Here is a 22,022-nt window from a genome sequence, read left to right on the forward strand (position 1 = left end):
TAAGAACGGGGAATCATATGGCGGGTTCAGTCAACAAGGTCATTCTGGTCGGAAATCTGGGCCGGGATCCCGAGGTCAGGAACTTTCAAAACGGGGGCAAGGTCTGCAATCTTCGCATTGCGACATCTGAAACCTGGAAGGATCGCAACACCGGCGAACGCCGTGAACGGACCGAATGGCACTCGGTTGCTATCTTCAATGAAGGTCTTGTCCGTGTCGCGGAACAGTATCTGCGCAAAGGCTCAAAAATCTATGTCGAAGGGCAGTTGCAAACCCGGAAATGGCAGGATCAGTCCGGTCAGGACCGCTATTCGACCGAGGTTGTACTGCAGGGCTTTGGATCGACCCTCGTGATGCTTGACGCACGCGGCGAAGGCGGCGGTGGTGGCGGCGGCGGATATGGCGGCGGCCAGTCCGGTGGCGGATACGGCGACCCCTATGGCGCTCCGCAAGGATCACCGGCACCAGCATCGGGCGGAATCGACGACGACGAGATCCCGTTCTAAGACAACCGGAGAACATATATGACATGGTCCTTCTCACTCGGTCGATTGCTCGGCTCGGAACTGAGGGTCCATGTCACCTTTTTTCTGCTGCTCGCATGGGTCGGATTTGCCGCCTATTCGGACGGCGGAATACAGGCTGCCATCGAAAACATCGCTTTTGTTCTTGCGCTGTTTGCCTGTGTTGTCGCGCACGAGTTCGGCCACGCATTGATGGCCCGGCGCTATGGTATCAAGACGCCTGACATCACACTTCTGCCGATCGGCGGGCTGGCCCGACTGGAGCGGATGCCCGAAAAACCGATGCAAGAGGTGATGGTGGCCCTTGCCGGACCAGCGGTGAATGTCGTCATCTGGGGCGTTCTGGTGATCTTCGGCGCCAGAATGAATTTGGAGACACTGGCCCAGATCGACTCGGCCCGAACCGACCTGCTGAGCCGTCTGGCCTATGTGAATCTGTTCCTCGCCGTCTTCAACATGATACCGGCCTTCCCTATGGATGGCGGACGGGTATTCCGGGCGCTTTTGTGCATGAACATGGATCGCGTCAAAGCCACGCGTGTTGCAGCCATCGGTGGACAAATGGTGGCCGTATTGCTGGGTTTCCTTGGCCTAACGTCGGGCAACCCGATCCTTGTTCTGATAGCTGTATTTGTGTTCATCGCGGCCAATGCGGAAAGTCAGGATGTCGCCATGCGCTCGGTCGCGCGCCGCGTTCTGGCGCGGGACGCGATGATTACGGCGTTCGAGGCGCTGTCGCCTCGGGACACGTTGAACACCGCAGCACAGGCTGTCATTCACACCACGCAGCACGAGTTCCCGGTCTTGGATGACAACGGGGTGCTTTTGGGGTTTGTCACCCGCTCAAAACTGTTTGCAGCCCTTGCCGGTGATCACCCTAGGTCTGACCCGGCGACGACGGTCATGGACGAGAACATTCCGACCGTCGCACTGACAGCTGGTCTGGAGAAGGTTCTGGAAGAGCTTCACCAAGGTGCACCCGCCATCGCAGTCTGTACTGAAACCGGGCGTATGGTCGGCTATATCACCCGCGAAAACATCGGTGAGCTTATGGTGATCAAGGGGCGCTAAACCCCTTTCTTGTCAGCAGGTTGCCAGAGCATCCTCAAGCACCGCCATAACCGCATCGCGTGGCACGTCGGAGGTGACGAACGCCTGACCGATTCCGCGCGCCAGAATGAACCGCAACTGCCCGTCTACAACCTTTTTGTCCTGCGCCATCAGATCGACCAACGCCTCGGCCCCGGGCAGATCACCCGGAATATCTGCCAGATCGGTTTTCATGCCCATCGCCTTGAGATGCGCGCGGACGCGGCTTGGGTCCTCTTGCGAACACAGGCCCAGCCGGGCGGACAATTCAAAGGCCAATGCACAACCGATGGCAACGCCTTCACCGTGCAGCAGACGGTCGGAATAACCTGTCGCTGCCTCAAGTGCGTGACAGAAAGTGTGGCCAAGGTTCAGCAAAGCGCGGTCGCCCTGCTCTGTCTCGTCCCGGGCGACGATGTCGGCCTTCATCTGGACCGATCGCGTCACGGCCTGCACCCGTGCAGCCATATCCCCGGCAGACAAAGTTGGGCCATTGACCTCGAGCCAGTCAAAGAAGGCTGCATCGCCCAACAGGCCGTATTTCACCACTTCACCATACCCGGCCAGAAAATCCCGAGGAGTCAGCGTGACCAGAACCGCTGTATCGGCCAACACCAGAGAAGGCTGATGAAAGGCGCCGATCAGGTTCTTGCCCTGCGGTGCGTTGATACCGGTTTTGCCACCGACAGAGCTGTCAACCTGCGCCAGCAGCGAGGTCGGAATCTGCACGAACCGAACCCCGCGCCGCAGAACGGCAGCGGCAAATCCCGCCAGATCGCCGATCACTCCGCCGCCCAGGGCAACAACCACATCCTTGCGTTCGACTTTTTCCGACAGCAGCCAATCGACGGCATGTTCAAAATGGGGCCAGCTTTTCGTCGCCTCGCCTGCGGGCAGCGCCAGCGAACTCATATCAATACCGGCGGTGGCCAGACCCGAACGGAGCCCTTCCAGATGCAGGCCAGCAACGGTTTCGTCTGTCAGAACAGCAACCCGGGGGCGATGCAGCAGAGGCGCGATCCGCGCACCGGATTGAGCCAGAAGATCGGGGCCGATTTCGACATTGTAGGCGCGATCGCCCAACGGGACATGAACTGTCTGATGCATCTATTTCCGTTCCAAAACATCCGGGCGGGTTTCCAGTACCGACAACACCCGGTCAACCATCCTGTCGATCGAGGTTTCAGCGTCCGATTCCACCGCCAGATCGGCCTTGGAATACAGGGGCACCCTTTTATCATACAGCGCCCGCAACGTCGCATGCGGGTTCTCGGTGCGCAGCAGGGGTCGCGTATCCTTGTGCCGGACCCGGTTCCAAAGCACGCCCAGATCGGCCCGCAGCCACACCGACACGCCGCGCTCGGATATCATCTGACGGTTTTCCGGCGACAGGAACGCGCCGCCGCCGGTGGACAGGATACCCTTTTCCTCGTCCAGAAGCCTGCCGATCACCTGACTTTCCTTCTGACGAAAGAACGGCTCGCCATCACGGGCAAAAATCTCGGGGATGGTCATGTTGGCGGCCGATTCGATCTCGGCATCGCTGTCGAGGAACGGAACGCCCAGCCGCGCGGCAAGAGCCCGCCCCACAGCGGTTTTTCCGGCCCCCATCATGCCAACCATAACCACGGTTTTGTGCAGATCATATACCTGCGCCGTGTCGGATCGTTGGGCGTTATGCTTAATTTCGCTCATTTCCCTGTGAATGACGTGATCTTGCGGAAAATGCCAGTTATAACTTGGCCAAAAGAGAAAATTGGGGCAGCGTTAAAACATGGGCCGTCTGATCAAGTTCCTGATATACCTTATTTGCCTCGGCTTCATCGGGCTGGTGGCGTACGCTTATGTCGGGCCGTTTTTCGGCGCCGACTTTTCCGCGCCGCAAAGTGAAATCCGCGAACCGGTGACATTGGATGTTGACTAGGGCAACGCTGATTGCGTTGTGCCTGACCGGACCGGCCTTTGCGCAACAGCCCCTTTCAGCAATCGAGTGGTTGAACGATCCGCCCGAAAACCTGCCGGGAACGGTACTGCTTGAACCGCCTGTGACCCAGACGGGCCTGTCGCCCAATGTCGAGGTCACCCCATTGGAATCGCTGTCGCGCCCGCTGGGGCTGGTGTCGTCCTCGGTCACGGGGCTGCCGCTTGATCTATGGCGCGGAAGTGACCCGCAACGCCTTGCGGAAATGATATCGCAAGTACCGGTACGCCAGAATCCGGCCATGCAGCGCTTGTTGTTCACTCTGTTGCTGACCGAGGCGCGCGCACCCGCAGGACCTGGCGCGGACGAGATAATGTTGTTCGCCCGGCTGGACCGGTTGATGCAACTGGGCGCCAGTGATCCTGCGCAATCCCTGATTCAACTGGCCGGGCCGACGGATTCTCGGGAAAGGTTTCAACACTGGTTCGACGCCACCCTGCTGACCGGAGACGAAGAGCGTAGTTGCACCGCCCTGATCGCTCAGCCCCATCTGTCGCGGGATTATGCGGCGCAGATATTTTGCAAGGCACGTCGGGGTGATTGGACATCCGCTGCTCTGACTCTGGAGGCCGCTCATGCGTTGCAGGTTCTGCCGCCGGAAGAGTTGGACCTGCTGGACCGGTTTCTCAGCCCGGAACTGTACGAAGGTGCAGAATACCTGCCCCAACCTGAGCGCCCCGATCCTCTGACGTTCAGGATGTTCGAAGCGATTGGTGAGCGGTTGCCGACGGCCTCGCTGCCGCGGGCCTTTGCCAATGCTGACCTGCGGGACGTCGCAGGATGGAAAGCGCAGATCGAAGCCGCCGAGCGACTGACCCGCATTGGCGCACTGACACCTAACCAACTGCTGGGCCTTTATACAGAACGCGATCCTGCCGCGTCCGGCGGTGTTTGGGATCGGGTGGCGGCCGTTCAACGGTTTGAAGCCGCGCTGAACGCCGGTGATCCGCAGGTAATTTCCAAAACCCTGCCCCCTGTCTGGGAAATGATGCAAAGCGTCGGGCTGGAAGTGCCTTTTGCAGAATTGTTTTCCGAGGATTTGTCGAAGGTTGAATTGTCGTCGCCTAACGCGGAAAACCTGCGCTGGCGAATTCTGCTGCTTTCCGAAACCTATGAAACCGCTGCTCTGACCCTGCCCGAAGAGTCCGAGCAGAACCTGTTTCTAGCCGCTCTGGCGCAGGGTGATCCGGGGCGCGCGATTTCGCCTTCGCCACTGGCCGATGCGATATCCGAAGGGTTTGCATGGTCTGCCCCCGTTCCGAGGGACATCGACGCAATGCTGTCTAACGGTCAGTTGGGCGAGGCGATTCTAAAATCAATGCAACTGTTCACCCACGGAGCACGTGGCAATCTGGTTGACCTGACCGCCGCACTGGCCACATTCCGCCGCGTGGGTCTTGAAGACACGGCGCGCCGGGCGGCGCTGCAATTGATGATCCTGAACGGAAGCTGACGATGAGGGCGCCCGATACGCAGAATCTTTGGATTTCCACGTTTCTCGAGGCACAGGCCGCTGAATTGGGTGCCGCGACCAATACACTGCTGGCCTATGGGCGCGACCTCAAGGACTTTGCCGACTGGCTGGACCGGCACAAATCCGATTTTGCGGCTGCCGACAGGGATCGGGTCGAGGGGTATTTGATTGACTGCGATGCACAGGGGCTTTCGCGTTCGACCCGCGCGCGGCGTTTGTCTGCGATCAAACAGCTGTACCGGTTTGCCTTCGAGGAAGGCTGGCGCGAGTCGAACCCTGCCATCCAGATCAAGGGACCCGGGCGGCAAAAGCGGTTGCCGAAAACGCTTGAGGTGATCGAAGTCGATCGCCTGCTGGAAGCGGCCCGAATGACGGGCCGCAATGTGGCGGACCGCGTGCGGAATACCTGCCTGATGGAGTTGCTGTACGCGACAGGTATGCGGGTGACCGAACTGGTGTCCCTGCCCGTTTCCTCGGCCCGTGGCGATCCGCGGATGCTGCTGATCCTTGGCAAAGGCGGCAAGGAACGGATGGTGCCACTGTCACCTCCTGCGCGCGATGCTTTGGCCGCGTGGTTGACCGTTCGGGACGAGGTCGAGGAAAAAACCGTTGAAAAAGGCGGCCAGCCTTCGCGCTTTCTTTTCCCGTCACGTGGAAAATCCGGCCATCTGACACGCCACCGGTTCTTTCTGCTGATCAAGGAATTAGCGGTTCAGGGGGGCGTCTCACCTGAAAAGGTCACTCCGCACACGCTGCGCCACGCTTTTGCAACACATCTGCTGGCAAACGGGGCTGATCTGCGCGCGATTCAAACGCTTCTGGGCCATGCAGATGTGGCGACGACGGAAATTTATACACATGTTCTGGACGAACGCCTGTCCGAACTTGTGCTGGAGCATCACCCGCTGGCCAAAAACAAGGATAAGGGCTAACCCCTTGATCGGGCGAGGCACCGGCCCCATAACGGATGCAGAACACAGAACAACCAAGGACCGATGGAACCCAACCCTTCCCTGATCGACGGCGCATTCTGGACAATCTCCGGCGCCATCCTGTTTTTGCTCGTCTTGTCGGGCTTTTTCTCAGGCTCTGAAACCGCCCTGACGGCGTCTTCGCGTGGCAAGCTGCGGGCGCAGGCTGACAAAGGATCGCGTGGGGCGCAAAAGGCGCTGGATATCACCGAAGACAACGAACGCCTGATCGGATCGGTTCTGCTGGGCAACAACCTTGTGAACATTCTGGCGGCCTCGCTTGCGACGGCCCTGTTCACACGGCTTTTTGGTGAAAGCGGCGTCGCACTTGCGACTCTGGTGATGACCCTGCTGGTTCTGGTCTTTGCCGAAGTTCTGCCCAAGACCTACGCGATCACAAATGCCGAAAAAGCGGCGGCGGCGGTTGCCCCGGCGATTGGCATCATCGTGACGCTGTTTTCACCGGTGGTCGCTGCTGTTCGCCTACTGGTGCGCGGCGTGCTGCGGCTGTTCGGCGTACAGATCGACCCCGACAGTCACGTTCTGGCGGTGCGTGAGGAGATTGCGGGCGCGCTGCAACTTGGACATTCCGAAGGCGTCGTCGAAAAGGAAGACCGTGACCGCATTCTGGGCGCACTGGATTTAGGCGACCGGACAGTCGAAGAGATTATGTTGCACCGCTCGAACATCGAAATGATTGATGCGGATGCCGAACCCGAAACCATCCTGCAGCAATGTCTGCAAAGCCGCCATACCCGACTGCCGGTGTTTCGGGACGAGCCGGAGAATGTCATCGGCGTTGTCCACGCAAAGGACCTGTTTCGTGCGATGTATGCGCAGGTCGGGGGTGCCGAAGGCGATGCGGACCGACTAAAAAGCTTTGATGTCTCGAAGGTCGCGAATGCCCCCTATTTCGTGCCCGAGACGACCACTCTGGATGATCAGATGCGAGAGTTTCTGCGGATACGCAGCCACTTTGCGCTGGTCGTGGATGAATACGGGTCACTGCGCGGCTTGATCACGCTGGAAGACATTCTTGAGGAAATCGTGGGTGAAATCGCCGACGAGTTCGATATCGAAGAGGATGTTCCGGTGACGCGGACCGAGGATGGTCAGTACCTTGTCGAAGGTGCGATGACCATTCGCGACGTCAACCGCGCGATGGACTGGTCGCTGCCTGACGAAGAGGCCAACACCGTGGCGGGGCTGGTCATTCACGAGGCGCAGATGATCCCCGAAGTGGGACAGGTATTCTCGTTCCACGGTTTCCGCTTCGAGGTGACCGATCGCGAGGGCAACCGGATCACCGGTCTGAAAATCCGCCCGCTGTAACGCGGCAAGCCCTGACCCGGCCAGCCTTACAACTGTAGAACCGGCGCCCGAAGAACGGGCGCCGATCTGTATTGTGGTTTATGCGAACCAGGTGCGGCTGGCCACATAGCCGTCCATCAGGTCACCATTTGCATGAGCGGCCCAACCTGTCACGGTCTCTGAATAACCGTCGATGAACTGGTTGAACATCGGGTTAATCAGCCCGCCCTCTTCCCAGACGATACGCGCCATCTGGGCATAGATTTCCTGACGTTTCGAGGTGTCCAGTTCGGCGCGCGCCTTAAGAAGCAGCGCGTCGAATTCCTCGTTCTTGAAGCGGGTGTCGTTCCAATCTGCAGTCGAGAGGTAGCCCACCGACCACATCTGGTCCTGTACCGGACGTCCACCCCAGTAAGAAGCGCAGAAAGGTTTCTTGTTCCAGACTTCGGACCAGTAGCCATCTGCCGGTTCACGCTTGATCTCCAGCGGGATACCCGCCTCTTTCGCTGACAGCTGGAACAGCTGGGCAGCATCCAGCGCACCGGCGAAGGCCGCATCGGAAACGTGCAGCACGATTGGAGATCCGTCGTGGCCCGATGCCTTGTAGTGCTCGGCCGCCTTGGTCAGATCAAAGCTGCGCTGTTCAAGCGAGCCGTCAAACAACGGATAGGCTTCGTTGATCGGGATGTCGTTGCCGACCGTTCCATAGCCGCGCAGCACCTTGTCCACCAGCTCATCCCGGTTGATGGCGTATTTCAGCGCCAGACGCAGGTCTTTGTTGTCGAACGGCGCGGTGTCCGTGTGCATGACAAAGATATAGTGCCCACGCCCCGATGTGGCGTTGATGGTGACGCCCGGCGCACGACCGAACAGCTTGGCGGTACGCGGGGACACGATGTTGATGGCGTGGACCTGTCCGGCCTGCAAGGCCGCCGCGCGGGCTGTGTCATCGTTCAGAACCAGAATTTCGTGGCTGTCATAGTGGCCGACGGTGTCATCCCAGTGGTTGGCGAACTTTTCAAAGCCATAGCGAACACCCGGTTCATCGGCCACAACCTTGAATGCTCCGGTCGAGATGCCAGCCGCCGGGTTGTCCATGCCGCCACCGGGCTGGATCACAAGGTGATAGTCCGACACCAGATAGGGAAGATCGGCGTTGGGCGTGGTCAGGGTGATGGCCACTTTGTCGCCATCCACACGGACGTCTTCGATCCCGCGCATGATGCCCAACGCACCGGACTGAGAATCTTCGTTCGAATGGCGCGCCAGCGTCAGCTGAACGTCCTCGGGGGTCAGGGTTTTGCCGTTGTGGAATTCAACACCCTTGCGAATGGTGAAATACCACGTCTTGGCGTCTTCCGATGCCTCCCAGCTTTCCGCGAGGCTTGGGGCAATGCCACCGTCCGGGGTCACAACAGTCAGGGTGTTGCCAAAGGCACGCAGCGCCTTGGCCGTGACATGCGACGCCGACAGGGCAGGATCAAGGGTGTTGGTGCTTTCGCCGCCCTTCAGCCCCAGAACAAAGTGGCCGCCCTTTTTGGGCGTTTCAGCCAATCCCGCTTCGGCCCAAATCAGGTTGGCTACCGCAGCGCTCAGACCAAGAGCGCCGGCCTTGGCCATGAAATCACGGCGGCTCAGGGATTTGGGTTTCGGGTCGAATTTACTCATTTCGTTGTCCTTGTGGAGTAATTGACGTCACGTCGAAGTGGGGCGCCGATAGTTTGATTCTGTAACAGCCTCATGACCGCTCGCCCCGCCGCGTCCTATGAACCTAAAAATTGGGAAGCGTCAAACGACATGTTTTGTCGCGATTGGCATTGCATACCGGTTCAACACCTTCAGACTGGCGGCAAATTCCGAGGAGAGACAGTCATGAAACTAACCACTCGTGTGGCCGTCATTGGTGGCGGCGTCGTTGGATGTTCGGTGTTGTATCATCTGACCAAGCTCGGCTGGTCCGATGTCATGCTGCTGGAACGGTCCGAGCTGACTTCGGGATCGACGTGGCATGCCGCTGGCGGGTTTCACACGCTGAATGGCGACACCAACATGGCCGCGCTGCAAGGGTATACAATTCGCCTGTACAAAGAGCTTGAAGAGATCACCGGCATGTCCTGTGGGCTGCACCATGTGGGAGGGGTAACACTGGCGGACAATCAGGACCGGTTCGACATGCTGCTGGCCGAACGCGCCAAGCACCGGTTCATGGGGCTGGAGACCGAGATTGTCGGGCCGGACGAGATCAAAAAGATCGCACCGATCACCAATACTGACGGTATTATCGGTGCGCTTTACGATCCGCTGGATGGCCACCTTGACCCGTCCGGCACAACCCATGCCTATGCCAAGGCTGCTCGCATGGGTGGCGCCACTATCGAAACACACTGCATGGTGCGCGAAACCAATCAGCGCGCTGACGGGACGTGGGATATCGTCACCAACAAGGGCACCATCCATGCGGAACATGTCGTCAATGCGGGCGGCCTGTGGGCACGAGAAGTCGGCGCGATGGCTGGCGTGTATTTCCCGCTGCACCCGATGGAGCACCAGTATCTGGTCACCGACAATATCCCGGAAATCGAGGCCATCATCGATGCGGGTGGCGAGCATCCGCATGTGATGGATCCGGCGGGCGAAAGCTATCTCCGGCAGGAGGGGCGTGGCCTTTGCATCGGTTTCTATGAACAGCCCTGCAAACCCTGGGCAGTGGACGGCACGCCCTGGGAATTTGGGCATGAACTGTTGCCGGACGACTATGACAAGATCACCGACAGTATCGAGTTTGCCTATAACCGTTTCCCTGTTCTGGCCGAAGCCGGAGTGAAATCGGTGATCCACGGGCCGTTCACCTTTGCGCCTGATGGCAATCCTCTGGTCGGTCCCGTGCCGGGGATGCGCAACTATTGGTCGGCCTGCGGTGTGATGGCCGGGTTCAGCCAGGGCGGCGGCGTAGGCCTGATGCTGGCGCAGTGGATGATCGAGGGCGAGCCCGAACGCGATGTGATGGCCATGGACGTGGCCCGGTTCGGAGACTGGATCAGCCCCGGATATACCCGCCCGAAAGTTATCGAAAACTATCAGAAACGCTTTTCGGTGGCCTACCCCAACGAGGAACTGCCCGCCGCAAGACCAAACCGTACGACACCCATGTATGACGTCTTCAGCGAAATGGGCGCTGTCTGGGGTCAGCAATATGGTCTGGAGGTTGTGAACTATTTCGCGCAGGGCGACGAACCTGCGTATGAAACACCGTCCTTCCGGCGTTCGGATGCCTTTAGGGCCACAGGCCGCGAAGTGCGTGGTGTACGCGAAGGTGTCGGCATCAACGAGGTGCACAACTTTGGAAAATACCTGATCAGCGGCAAAGGCGCCCGCGCTTGGCTGGACCGGATCATGGCAGGCCGAATACCTGCCCCCGGGCGGTTAAGCCTGACACCGATGCTGTCGCACAAGGGCAAGCTGATCGGGGATTTCACCATCTCTTGTCTGGATGAAGAGGAGTTCCAGCTAACAGCCTCCTACGGATCGCAGGCGTTCCACATGCGCTGGTTCCTGCAAAATGCCGAAGATGGCGTAAGCATCGAGAATGTCAGTGACAAACGGAACGGCTTTCAGATCGCGGGCCCAAAGGCTGCACAGGTTCTGGCAGCCTGTACACGAGACGACGTTTCCGATCTGAAGTTTCTGGATGTGCGCCGCATGACCATCGGGATGAATGAGTGCATCGTGCAGCGGGTCAGCTATACCGGCGATCTGGGATACGAGATTTACTGCGATCCCATGGCTCAGCGTCAGCTTTGGCAGACACTGTGGGAGGCGGGTCAGCCACATGGAATGGTACCGTTCGGAATGCGCGCGATGATGAGTCTGCGGCTCGACAAGTTCTTTGGGTCGTGGATGGCTGAATTCTCGCCTGACTACACCGCAGCGGAAACCGGGCTGGATCGATTCATTTCGTTCAGAAAGAACGTGGATTTCATCGGCCGCACCCCCGCCGAGGCCGAGCGTGAATCCGGTGCCACACGCAAACTGGTTGCGTTCGAAGTCGATGCGCTGGACGCCGATGTAAACGCGTATGAGCCGATCTGGCTGGACGGCAAGGTGGTAGGGTTCTGTACGTCGGGCGGGTATTCACACTTTGCTGAAAAGTCCATTGCGCAAGGGTTTCTGCCAACCGAACGGATTGCCGACGGATTGGAAGTCGAAATCGAAATCCTTGGTCAAATGCGAAAGGCCCGGGTCATCTCGGAACCGCTTTTCGATGCGGATGGCGCGCGTATGCGTGGGTGACAGGTCGCCGAACAATCGCCATGGTGGCGGGATGACGGAAATTCCCATCATCCTGCTGGCTGCCGGTCAGTCGAGCCGAATGAAAGGCGCGGACAAGCTGTTGAAAGAAATCGACGGCGTACCTCTGTTGAGGCGCAGCGCCGAAACGGCGCTGTCGGCTGGCCCTGTCATCGTCGCCCTGCCCCGGGAACCCCACGCGCGATACGACGTGCTACAGGGGCTGGACGTGCAGCCGGTTGCTGTACCGGATGCGGCAGAAGGTATGAATGCCAGCCTTAGACAGGCAATGCGTGCCGTACCTTCCGAGGCAAGGGCCGTGATGGTTTTGCTGGCAGATTTGCCGGACCTGACCGTGCAGGATTTGCGCGCGGTCGTTCACTCGGTTTCAACATGCCCTGCCAAAAAGGTCTGGCGCGGTGCTACGGAGGACGGCAAGCCCGGTCATCCGGTGATCTTTGACCGTTCGCTTTTCGGGGATCTGGCCGCTCTGACCGGCGACAGCGGTGCACAGCAGGTGGTTCAGGCACATTCCAGCCAAGTGCACTTGGTCAAACTGCCAGGCGTTCATGCAAGACTGGATCTGGATACCCCCAAGGCATGGTCGGATTGGGAAACGGCCCGGTCACGGCAGAAAATCTGAATTGCCGAAAGTAACGCGGCCCGGTCTTTGCAGACCGGGCCGGTGCCCAAGATAAGATATCCACCATTCACCAACCCTGAAAGCAGCGCTCAGAACGCTGTACAGCTGTTCCGAACGATATGTCGCCGAACCTGAAACAAGACCCCCTCGTTAACTTAGCGACACCCACTCCCAGTGACTGAGTTACAACCGTCGACACCCCCTAGTGCCAGCAGTTCCCCCTCATTTGGGCACTTTCATCGTCACTCATTAGGCGCTCTCAAACAACGTAAAATTTGTATCGAGTAAGTGCTTTTCAAAATTCGCGTTGGCTTTTTCGCAACATCACATTGGACGTCGATCAACTTGAAAGTGTGGCGCAATGCGCACTTAAGTGATCAACAGCAGGTTTTTAGAGGAGATACACTGTCTTTTAGCATGATATGCAAAGACATAGGAGTATTCCTATAAATTTAGTAAGAAATTTAAAAACAACCTTTAGGAGATCGCGCCAATCGACCCGAAATTCGGAAAAATTTTGTTTACGTTTTTAATTCAATACAACCCTTTTCGAAAATATCGGCCGATTCCGGCAACAATCCACCGATTCGCTTGGCACGCCAGACCGCGCCTTGAAAGAGCTTCCGTTGGGTAACTTTCTGCCAACAGATGACGATCCGGGATAACCCGGCAAAGCAGGGAAAGATGAAGAACTCTTAATCTTCGCAAAAGAAGACGCAAATGTTGCGGCCGTATCTCCTGCATCAATGCCCGGAAAGGTACCGGGGCTGATCGCAGGAGAATATAATGAGCATTCGAAAAACCACACGCCTTCTGCCGGGCACGGCGAGTCTGGCAGGCGCCAGTGCGCTGGGGGCAGCACTGATGGCAAGCACCGCCCTGCCCGCTTTGGCCGACGCGGCCCTTGCCGATCTGGTGCAGGAAGTCTCGCCGTCGGTCGTGACCATCACCGCCGAACAAAGCGCCAAACCAGCCCCGGCGAACATGAAAGAGTTCGAGAACCATCCCTTTGGTGAGTTCTTCAAGCGCTTTGGCATGCCCGAAGGCTTTGACGCGCCACAGCGCGGGCCCAGCCATGGTCTGGGGTCGGGATTTGTTCTGGACGAGGACGGCTATATCATCACCAACAACCACGTGGTTGAAGGTGCGTCCGCCGTCACCGTGCGCCTGAGCGACGACAGGTCGTTCGAAGCCGAAGTGATCGGGACCGACCCATTGACCGACATTGCGCTGCTCAGGATTGATGCGGGCGAAGCGTTGCAACCTGTCAAACTTGGTGACAGCGACGACATCCGCGTGGGCGAAGACGTGGTCGCCATCGGCAACCCCTTCGGGCTGAGCTCGACCGTCACCACCGGAATCGTCTCGGCCAAGGGCCGCAACATCTCGGAAGGACCCTATGCCGAGTTCATCCAGACCGATGCGGCGATCAACAAGGGCAACTCGGGCGGTCCGCTGTTCAATATGGAAGGCGAAGTTGTTGGCGTGAATTCGGTCATCTATTCGCCCAGTGGCGGTTCTGTCGGCCTGGGATTTGCCGTGACATCCAATATCGTCGAGCACATTGCAGCGGATCTGCGGGACGATGGTCAGGTCAGCCGCGGTTGGCTGGGCGTTTCCATCCAGACTGTCAGCCCTGAACTGGCCGCAGCCATGGGAATCGACCAGGCCAAGGGCGCGCTGGTGTCCGAGGTCATGGGCGACAGCCCGGCCGAGGGTGTACTGCAACAGGGTGACGTTATCCTGTCCTTCAACGGTGAAGCCGTGAAATCCAGCAGCGACCTGCCGATCATTGTCGGTGCAACCAAGGCCGGAACCGACAGCACGATTACCGTCCTGCGTAACGGCAAGGAGCAGCAACTGGACGTCACGGTTGGTCAGCACCAGACGGCTGCTGCGGATACCGGCGCAGTTCAGGGTGAAGACGCATCCGATGCAACTTTGGGCGTAACGGTTGCACCGCTGAACGAAGCCGCTCGTGCCGAGATGGGCGTTGCCGAGGGTGTGAATGGCGTGGTCGTAACGTCGCTCAAGCCTGACAGCCCTGCCGCAAAAGCGGGTCTGCAACGCGGGGACGTGATCGTCCAGCTGGGCGAACAGGCCACCGACACACCCAAGGCCCTGAAAGCGGCACTGGAAAGCGAAAAGACGGATCCGGCGCTGGTGCTGATCAATCGCGGCGGAAACCAGATTTTCGTTGCGGTCGAAATTGCCTGACCCGAGGCCCTGCGCGCGCTGAAATTGGGGAGTTTCACGCGCGCACCTCCCGGCACACAAGGATTGTCCCCCTTATGCCGGGCAGCCGGGTGCGGACCCCGCACCCGGCATGTGCATTTTCCGTAGTCTGTGATTATATCCGTGTTGAAAGGAACTCTGACTATGAGCCGACGCCTCCTGATCGTTGAAGACGACACCGAAACGCGGGACTTCATCGCAAAGGGTTTTGCCGAAGAAGGCTATGCCGTGGAAAGCGCCCCGGACGGGCGCGAAGGGCTGTATCACGCCACCGATGGCGGTTTCGATGCAATCATTCTGGACCGCATGCTGCCCGGACTGGACGGACTGTCCCTGATCAAATCGGTGCGGGCTGCGGGCCTTAACACACCTGTTCTGATGCTGACCGCAATGAGCGCCGTTGACGAAAGGGTCAAGGGGTTGCGGGCCGGTGCAGATGACTATCTGGTCAAGCCCTTCTCGTTTCACGAGCTTCACGCCCGGATCGAGGCCCTGCTGCGCAGGCCGCAAGAGGCGGAAGAGGCTTCGACATTGACCTGCCGGGATTTGGAAATGGACCTGCTGACGCGTAAGGTTTCCCGGGATGGGCACGAAATCACCCTGACTCCCCGAGAGTTTCAAATTCTCGAGTACTTCCTGCGCCGCAAGAACCGGGTCGTTTCCCGCACGATGTTGCTTGAAGGCGTGTGGGATTATCATTTCGACCCTCACACCAACGTTGTCGATGTTCATATTTCCAAGCTTCGGCGCCAGTTGGACGAAGGCGGGTCTGAACCACTGATTGAAACAGTAAGGGGTGCAGGTTACATGATGTCTGATGCGTAACCCTCCACTTTCCCTGAATAATTCCCGCACGCGGCTGGTTCTGGCCAGCATGGTGCTGAGTACGCTTTTGACCGCCACCGTTCTGGCGCTGGTCTACGTCACCGCGAACCGAACAATTGCGGGCGAAACCCGGTCTGTTGTGACGGCTGAGTTGACCGGGCTTGCGGATGAGTATGAGCGCCGCGGGCTGATCGGCCTGATGACCGCGATCGAGCGCCGTTTGACCAATGCTGCAGAACGGGATGCCCTGTATTTGCTGACGGACCGATTTGGCGAAATCCTTGCAGGAAACATGGATCAATGGCCCGAAGGCGTGGCGCCCGGCAGCGGCTGGGTCGAGCTTGAGTTGCTGAAAGCCGATACAAATCAATACGTCCCGATCTCTGCCGCCTCGATCCGGCTGCGCGGAGGTGAGCGTTTGCTGGTCGGGCGCGACGCCTCGGCCCGGCAGCAATTCGACAGGGTTCTGTTTCATTCGGTTGCACTGGCACTTGCCGCTGCTCTGGCGCTGAGCATCCTGACCGGCGGTTTGTTGACCCGCCTTGTCTTCTCGCGCCTCAAGGAGTTTGCCGATACCGCTGATGACATCGTATCCGGCGACCTTACCCGCCGCATCCCCCTGCGTGGAACCGGTGATGAGTTCGATCAGGTGGCCAGGACCCTGAACCACATGCTGGATCGCATCGAAGAACTTGTCGGCAATCTGCGGACCACCTCGAATTCCATCGCGCACGATCTGCGCTCTCCCCTGTCCCGGTTGCGGCAAAGGGTCGAGACGCTGTCGGACCCGTGTCAAAGTGAAGACGAGCGCGAGGCGGATACTGCGCGCGCCGTCGGGGAAATTGATCATCTGCTGCGTGTTCTCGGACAGTTGACTGAAATTTCGCGGGCAGAGGCAGGTCTTGGTAGGGAACAGTTCGAAGAAGTAAACCTGCAACAACTGGTTCAGGATGTGGTCGAGCTGTACGAACCCCTCGCCGCTGATAACATGGTCAGGTTGGAAATGCAGGGCGAGGCGAAACCGATCCAGGGGCACAGACCCCTGTTATCGCAGGCACTTTCCAACCTGCTGGAGAACGCCTTGCGCTACGCCCCCAGCGAATCGACGATAACTGTCGACCTCAGTGAGGATAAGCAATTTACCATGCTGAGCGTGCGTGATCAGGGACCGGGTGTTCCCGAAGCCGACCTGCCACGCCTGCAAGAGCCTTTTGTTACACTCGACCCCGCACGAACAGGACGCAATGCCGGGTTGGGTCTTGCGTTGGTTGCTGCCATTTCCCGCATGCATGGCGGTGATTTTCTGGCGCGAAATATCAATCCGGGGTTGGAGGCGACGCTGAAACTGGCGCGCCGTGCAAACGCGGGCTAGGTCGGGATGCCAGTGATCGCCAGCATCTTGTTCTTGTAACGTTTATCCACGGTAACCTCAGCGCCAAACCATGCCGGAGGTTCAAAATTGTTGGCTTCGGTTTCAGACGCGAATTCCACTTCGACCAGACGCAGCGGGTTCAGGTCGCCCAGAAAAAGGTCCAGCTCAAAGCTCAGCCCACCCTGTAAAGCAGCGGTATAGCGTTCCTTTTCGACACGGCGGCCTTTGGTTTCCGGCCAGAAGGTTTCGAATTGTTCCTGCGATATCTCGGCCTCACGCTCGGTCCGCACCAGCCCGCCGCCCCCTTTCAGGGTCAGGAAAAACTGATCGTTTTTCTGACGCAGCCGCAGTTCGGTGGAATCGTCAGGTCCCGTCAGATACCCCTGTCGCACCAATGCTTTGCGCGCGTGGCTCAGGTCGGGTAGTTCGGCCACCAGAAATTTCCGTTCGATTTCCTTGCTCATGTGTCAGATACCCATCCCGGTTTCCAGTTCCTGATACAATGCACGATATGCCTTACCAGCCGGACCACGCGCCGCAAATGTGCTGACCGGCGCGCGATGCAACCCCATGCGTTCCACGTCAGTCGAAAAGGGAATCCACGCCTTCAGGAACCGTTTCTTGTGCGTTTTGCTCATCAAACGCATCGTATCGGTGTGCAGCGTTTTGCGAAGCTGCACCATCGAAAAAAAGGCACGGAGTTTCTTTTTGGGCAGTTTGTGTTCGTCGAAAAAACTCACCAACTGCTCGAACGTACGCTCGGACAGGGTTGTCGGAATGACCGGCACGACGATCTGATCGGCGGCCCGGAATATGTTCTCGGACAGCATCGAAAAGTTGGGCGGGCAATCCAGAACAATGACGTCATAGTCCCCGCCAACCGACTTGAGCGCTTTCTTCAGGCGCGAGCGCTTGTTACGCATCCGAGATAGAAAAACGTCGAAATCGCGATAGGACATGTTCGCGGGCAACACATCCAGCCCATCGAAGTCGCTGGCCCGAATAGCGCGGGCAAACCGTTTTACATCTTCAAAAAACCGCGCCTCGGTCAGCTTTTTCGAAGGTTTCACACGCAGGTAGTAACCGGATGCCCCCTGAGGATCGAGATCGCACAGCAATACCCGTTTTCCTGACCGGGAAAACGCATAGGCCAGATTGACCGACGTCGCCGTTTTGCCGACGCCGCCCTTGTTGCTGTAGCAGGCGATGACCTTCATCCCTCAATCCTCCGGCTTGTGAAACAGAGTGCGGAACAGGCGTTGGATTCCGGGACTATCAAAGTGTTCAAAACACGAGACAACGCGCGCACGCTCGGCCTTTTGCTGCTGATGCAGGACGGCGATCAGCCCACCAACAGCCATGATCAATTCGGAATCCGCACGACCCGAGCGGTCATCGCGGGCCTTGATGAACTCCGACAGCGCATCTTGTTGAACCGAATAGTCGTTGAACAGCCCAAGATTATCCTGAAGCTTTTTCAAAGGCTTGAAGATCGTTTTGAATTCTTTTCTTCCGAACAAAGGCCCGAAGAATTCCATGAGATAGCGCAGCTTCTTGCACTCGATGCGCAAGTCATGAACATCATCATCCGGAGTCGTATCGGTGATGGAACGGGCAAGCTTGCAGACCTTCCGGTACCTTTTCCAGATTAGCCTGCAGGCATAGTCATACGCGCCCAACTCAGCGTTTTTGCCCGCAGATAACACATTCTCCTCATCGAACATGGCGGCCAGATCGGATATGGAATCCCTGTAAGCAGAAGAGTTAAAGCGCCGTTTAAGCTTGGAATATTCCCTTGCGCGTTCTTTCCCGAACTCGACAAACATTCTTTCAAGTCCGGGATGAAGGTTATCAGGCAACAGTCTGAAGTATCTTTCTTTCTCCAAAAGATACACATCCAGATCACGCATCCGCCCGGTCGGCTCCATCTGATCAGAGAAGGCCTGTTTCAACTGACTTGTCTGGTCGTCGGAATACACACCTTTGAACAGGCTCAGCACTGATCGGATTTTACGCAGAGACACCCGGTAGTCATGCAGGAATTCCGTGTCGATATCGGCAATCACTCCGGTCTCGTTCCGGCGTGCAACGGCCAGATAGGTGCGAATGATATCGTTGGCGGCCTGAATGGCAGGCTCGGTATTACCCAGCGGGATAACCGGTTTTGCTTCATACGGCTCCACATCGGGAAAAAGCGCCGAAACCACGGACGAAATGTCATCAGTCACTCCGGTAATGTCTGCTATCCTGTCGCGCGTCTTTTCATAGGCCCGGTCGTAGCCGCGCATCCTTTGCAGCAGAACCAGATTGGCCACCCCCTTGTCCGAGCTGAGTTCAATGATCCGCCCACGGACAAGGGTTTTGCGCCATTCGTCCAGTACCGACATTTCGCGTGTCACACACCTGCCGGAGCCGATTTCCATCAAGGCCCGCAGGGCGGGAAAGTCGGCCAGCGCCTCACGAACCGGCCCTGCGCCAAGGTCTGAAACAAAATTGCCGGGCCGCTTTGCCGTCTGAACGTAGTGTTGGCCCGAGCTGCCCCAGAGATGCAGTTCCCCCCCTGCCTCCGACAAAAGACGGCCTGATCGAAGCAAGGATTGATCAAAGCAGTCCAACACGGAAAATTTCAGAGCGTCGGAAGGCATACCGATCTCAAGCGTCAGCTTCCCGAGCGATCGGGCCACTTCCTGCACATCAATTGCACCGGGAACGACATAAAGTTCAGCCGACGTGTCGATCATGCCTGTTCCCTCTTGGGTGTATCCATCAGCCGCCAGAAAAGTTTCAACTCGTTTTCGAAAATCCGTTCCCTTTTTCGTTGCTCTACAATTCAGGTGAAATATTGCTACCTGATGACAAATCTCCCTGGGTCGACGAGTACCGCTGGGCCATCCTTTCGGCGTAATCAGTGTTATAAAATCGGCCTTTCCCCCACCATTCAAGCCTGAATTCGAATGTAATGGTCCGATCTTTGCCAGCCTGGCAACAAGCGAAACCGTTAAATCGTGGCTGGGAGTGATGCGTATCCACGAAACCGGATGCGTCCGCCCGGTACTCGCCCGTCCAGCAGGCGGAAATCCGGGTATCGGCTGAGGAATCGATCCAACGCGATGCGCCCTTCCATGCGAGCCAGTGTCAGACCAACACAGACATGCGGTCCACCTGCAAATGCCAGATGCCTGTTCGGCTTGCGCGAGATGTCAAATCGCCCGGGATCTTCAAAAACGTCGGGGTCGCGATTTGCGGCACCGATGCAAAGGTGCAGATTTGTTCCTTTGGAAATCCACCGCCCGTCCAGTTCAATGTCCTCGGTGGTTTCACGATTGCCGAACTGGTTGGGTGAGCGAAAGCGCAAAATTTCTTCGACTGCGGGAACGATCAGATCGGGATCGTCCATCAGACGTTGGCGTTGCTCGGGATGGTCATTCAGCAGGGCCAGCCCGTTGCCGATCAGATTAGTGGTGGTCTCGTGCCCTGCATTCAGAATGAAGATACAGTTCTGCAGTAGTTCGATCTCACTCAACTGTTCATCCGGACCTTCCCCCCGGATCAGCCGCGTCAGAACATCCGTTTCCGGATCACCCGGCACAGCGCGTCGGCGCCCTACCAGATCGGTCAGATACGCCTTGAAATCCTCAACTGCCTTGTGCCCTCGCACCAGTTGTTCATCCGTCAATGCAGGTTCCAGCGCCCCCAAAATGGCCAGCGACCAGTCTCGCAACGGACCGCGTTCATCCATGGGAACATCCAGCAGATTGCCGATGATCTGAATGGGAATGGTTGACGCGAAATCTTCGATAAGATCAACCTGCGACCTGCCGTTCATCGCGCCCAGCAGATGATCAACCGTTTCAATCAGGCCGGGCTCCATCTTTGCAATCGCCCGTGGGGTAAGTGCGGATGTCATGATCCTGCGGACACGCGTATGCAGTGGCGGATCCGAGAAAACCAGCGAGGTCGTATGATGTTCGAACAACGGCGAACCAACGCCGAATTTCGGCCCGAACGCGGCTTTCTTGTCCGAAGAAAACAGCCGGGTATCTCGATAGATCCGATCCAGATCGGAATGGCGGCTCAGCAGAACCGATCCGTCCGGTTGCGGCAGAACCGGGGCATAGGTCAGCAGCGCATCGTAAAATGGAAAAGGATCCTCAACAAACCCCGGTGGCGGGTCTGTCAGGTCAAGCCCTTGTGCGGCCATCGCAATGTCCGGTGCGTCCATCTCTCTCTCCCTCACTCAACTGGGTATCGCACGGCGCCTTCCATAACAAGCAGCCAAGGGTGACAGGTTGGAAGAGCCGCGCTAAACCTGCGGCATGTCAGACCCGGTATCTTCAATCCGCAACCTCGGCCCCGCCTTTGAACAGGCCTGTACACGCGCGGGCATTCATTCGGCCCAGGAATTGCGTGATCTTGGGGCCGACGCGGCTTATGCCCGGCTGCTCCTTGCGGGAACCAGGGCCCATTTCATCGGCTACTACGTGCTGGTCATGGGGCTGCAGGGCCGCCCCTGGAATGACTGCAAAGGGGAAGAGAAAAAGGCCCTCCGCGTACGGTTCGACGCGATCAAGGCCAAAAACACCCAATCGGTCCCCGGGCGCATCGCCGCCGAACTTGACGCGCTCGGCGTTCGTGTCAGCCCAACAGACCTTAATCCGGACGCATGACGGACTTCGCCCACGGTTCGGTCACAACCACGGAAGGACGAATAAGCGATCCTTCATTCATCTGGCTGAAAATACTCCGGAGCGCGAGGCAGAGCCTCGCAAAATAAAAAAGGCCGCCCCCAAAACTGAGAACGGCCCCGAAATCTGTTTCAAACCGGATTAGCCGACCAGTTCGATACCCGAGAAGAAGTATGCGATCTCGACAGCGGCGGTTTCAGGTGCGTCAGAACCGTGAACCGAGTTTTCGCCTACCGATTCAGCAAACTCGGCGCGGATGGTGCCGGGGGCTGCGTCTGCGGGGTTGGTTGCGCCCATGACTTCACGGTTCTTGGCAATGGCGCCTTCGCCTTCCAGAACCTGTACAACAACCGGAGCCGACGACATGAATTCGCACAGTTCGTCATAGAACGGACGCTCGGCATGCACTTCGTAGAACTTGCCTGCCTGTTCCTTGGTCATGTGAATGCGTTTCTGCGCAACGATGCGCAGGCCTGCTTCTTCGAACTTGGCGTTGATCTTGCCGGTCAGGTTGCGACGGGTTGCGTCGGGTTTGATGATCGAAAACGTGCGTTCCAGTGCCATTTCGGGCCTCTCCTTAAACTGGCGGCGCGGACCGCTCCGCGCCGAGACATATCGCGCGCCG

At 58.1% G+C, this 22,022-nt stretch carries 20 protein-coding genes; 12 read left to right on the forward strand and 8 right to left on the reverse strand.

Annotated features, from left to right (window positions below; genetic code table 11):
- Nucleotides 1–17: 17 nt before the first annotated feature.
- Together ssb and ACR0NA_RS04685 are read left to right on the forward strand one after the other, a co-directional pair.
- The gene (gene ssb, locus ACR0NA_RS04680) at nt 18–506 is read left to right on the forward strand and encodes a single-stranded DNA-binding protein (protein WP_170650235.1); all 489 of its coding nucleotides are present in this window, start codon (nt 18–20) and stop codon (nt 504–506) included.
- Between the two features lie 18 nt (nt 507–524).
- Nucleotides 525–1,595: a site-2 protease family protein gene (locus tag ACR0NA_RS04685; protein WP_480726506.1), complete on the forward strand. Its 1,071-nt coding sequence runs from the start codon at nt 525–527 to the stop codon at nt 1,593–1,595.
- Nucleotides 1,596–1,607: 12 nt separating this feature from the next.
- Here the strand turns inward: ACR0NA_RS04685 and aroB are convergent, their stop codons facing one another.
- Together aroB and ACR0NA_RS04695 are read right to left on the reverse strand one after the other, a co-directional pair.
- Complete coding sequence (aroB, locus tag ACR0NA_RS04690; protein ID WP_480726508.1) at nt 1,608–2,720, reverse strand: 3-dehydroquinate synthase; 1,113 nt, start codon at nt 2,718–2,720, stop codon at nt 1,608–1,610.
- Nucleotides 2,721–3,308: a shikimate kinase gene (locus ACR0NA_RS04695; RefSeq protein ID WP_480726512.1), complete on the reverse strand. Its 588-nt coding sequence runs from the start codon at nt 3,306–3,308 to the stop codon at nt 2,721–2,723.
- Nucleotides 3,309–3,387: 79 nt separating this feature from the next.
- On the opposite strand from ACR0NA_RS04695, the gene ACR0NA_RS04700 reads away from it, so the two are divergent.
- The 4 genes from ACR0NA_RS04700 (at nt 3,388) to ACR0NA_RS04715 (ending at nt 7,371) form a co-directional block, all read left to right on the forward strand.
- Complete coding sequence (locus ACR0NA_RS04700; RefSeq protein WP_170650243.1) at nt 3,388–3,537, forward strand: hypothetical protein; 150 nt, start codon at nt 3,388–3,390, stop codon at nt 3,535–3,537.
- Entirely contained in the window at nt 3,527–5,047 is a 1,521-nt protein-coding gene (locus ACR0NA_RS04705; RefSeq protein ID WP_480726514.1) for a hypothetical protein, read from the forward strand. Before ACR0NA_RS04700 ends, ACR0NA_RS04705 begins: the two co-directional genes overlap by 11 nt.
- A gap of 2 nt (nt 5,048–5,049) precedes the next feature.
- Nucleotides 5,050–6,000 carry a site-specific tyrosine recombinase XerD gene (locus ACR0NA_RS04710; RefSeq protein ID WP_480726516.1) on the forward strand — a complete coding sequence of 317 codons (951 nt, stop codon included), beginning with the start codon at nt 5,050–5,052 and terminating at the stop codon, nt 5,998–6,000.
- A gap of 63 nt (nt 6,001–6,063) precedes the next feature.
- Nucleotides 6,064–7,371 (forward strand): HlyC/CorC family transporter, encoded by a 1,308-nt coding sequence (locus ACR0NA_RS04715; RefSeq protein WP_480449258.1) that lies wholly within the window; start codon nt 6,064–6,066, stop codon nt 7,369–7,371.
- A 78-nt stretch (nt 7,372–7,449) separates the two neighbouring features.
- Here the strand turns inward: ACR0NA_RS04715 and ACR0NA_RS04720 are convergent, their stop codons facing one another.
- Nucleotides 7,450–9,018: an ABC transporter substrate-binding protein gene (locus ACR0NA_RS04720; RefSeq protein ID WP_480726520.1), complete on the reverse strand. Its 1,569-nt coding sequence runs from the start codon at nt 9,016–9,018 to the stop codon at nt 7,450–7,452.
- Nucleotides 9,019–9,222: 204 nt separating this feature from the next.
- Here ACR0NA_RS04720 and ACR0NA_RS04725 point away from each other — a divergent pair, with 204 nt between their 5' ends.
- From ACR0NA_RS04725 to ACR0NA_RS04745, 5 genes are all read left to right on the forward strand, one after another.
- Nucleotides 9,223–11,640, forward strand: a complete 2,418-nt coding sequence (locus tag ACR0NA_RS04725) for a GcvT family protein (protein WP_480726522.1) — start codon at nt 9,223–9,225, stop codon at nt 11,638–11,640.
- A gap of 31 nt (nt 11,641–11,671) precedes the next feature.
- The gene (locus ACR0NA_RS04730; protein WP_480726524.1) at nt 11,672–12,280 is read left to right on the forward strand and encodes a nucleotidyltransferase family protein; all 609 of its coding nucleotides are present in this window, start codon (nt 11,672–11,674) and stop codon (nt 12,278–12,280) included.
- Between the two features lie 786 nt (nt 12,281–13,066).
- The gene (locus ACR0NA_RS04735; RefSeq protein WP_480726526.1) at nt 13,067–14,497 is read left to right on the forward strand and encodes a DegQ family serine endoprotease; all 1,431 of its coding nucleotides are present in this window, start codon (nt 13,067–13,069) and stop codon (nt 14,495–14,497) included.
- A 162-nt stretch (nt 14,498–14,659) separates the two neighbouring features.
- Nucleotides 14,660–15,340: a response regulator transcription factor gene (locus ACR0NA_RS04740; RefSeq protein WP_170650261.1), complete on the forward strand. Its 681-nt coding sequence runs from the start codon at nt 14,660–14,662 to the stop codon at nt 15,338–15,340.
- Nucleotides 15,333–16,712: a sensor histidine kinase gene (locus ACR0NA_RS04745; protein WP_480726528.1), complete on the forward strand. Its 1,380-nt coding sequence runs from the start codon at nt 15,333–15,335 to the stop codon at nt 16,710–16,712. Before ACR0NA_RS04740 ends, ACR0NA_RS04745 begins: the two co-directional genes overlap by 8 nt.
- Here ACR0NA_RS04745 and ACR0NA_RS04750 read toward each other — a convergent pair.
- From ACR0NA_RS04750 to ACR0NA_RS04765, 4 genes are all read right to left on the reverse strand, one after another.
- Entirely contained in the window at nt 16,709–17,176 is a 468-nt protein-coding gene (locus tag ACR0NA_RS04750; RefSeq protein ID WP_480726530.1) for a CYTH domain-containing protein, read from the reverse strand. The genes ACR0NA_RS04745 and ACR0NA_RS04750 overlap by 4 nt on opposite strands.
- Nucleotides 17,177–17,179: 3 nt before the next feature.
- A complete protein-coding gene (locus ACR0NA_RS04755) occupies nt 17,180–17,929 on the reverse strand; it encodes a ParA family protein (protein WP_480726532.1) in 750 nt (249 codons plus the stop codon).
- A gap of 3 nt (nt 17,930–17,932) precedes the next feature.
- Entirely contained in the window at nt 17,933–19,453 is a 1,521-nt protein-coding gene (locus ACR0NA_RS04760) for a CHAD domain-containing protein (protein ID WP_480726534.1), read from the reverse strand.
- A 257-nt stretch (nt 19,454–19,710) separates the two neighbouring features.
- Nucleotides 19,711–20,934, reverse strand: coding sequence for a cytochrome P450 (locus tag ACR0NA_RS04765; protein ID WP_480726535.1), 1,224 nt, complete (start codon nt 20,932–20,934; stop codon nt 19,711–19,713).
- A 94-nt stretch (nt 20,935–21,028) separates the two neighbouring features.
- Between ACR0NA_RS04765 and ACR0NA_RS04770 the strand changes: the two genes are divergently transcribed.
- Nucleotides 21,029–21,379 carry a TfoX/Sxy family DNA transformation protein gene (locus ACR0NA_RS04770; RefSeq protein WP_480726537.1) on the forward strand — a complete coding sequence of 117 codons (351 nt, stop codon included), beginning with the start codon at nt 21,029–21,031 and terminating at the stop codon, nt 21,377–21,379.
- A 159-nt stretch (nt 21,380–21,538) separates the two neighbouring features.
- Here the strand turns inward: ACR0NA_RS04770 and ndk are convergent, their stop codons facing one another.
- The gene (gene ndk, locus ACR0NA_RS04775; RefSeq protein WP_068334875.1) at nt 21,539–21,961 is read right to left on the reverse strand and encodes a nucleoside-diphosphate kinase; all 423 of its coding nucleotides are present in this window, start codon (nt 21,959–21,961) and stop codon (nt 21,539–21,541) included.
- Nucleotides 21,962–22,022: the final 61 nt, after the last annotated feature.

The sequence above is a fragment of the Ruegeria sp. C11 genome, from assembly GCF_056537725.1.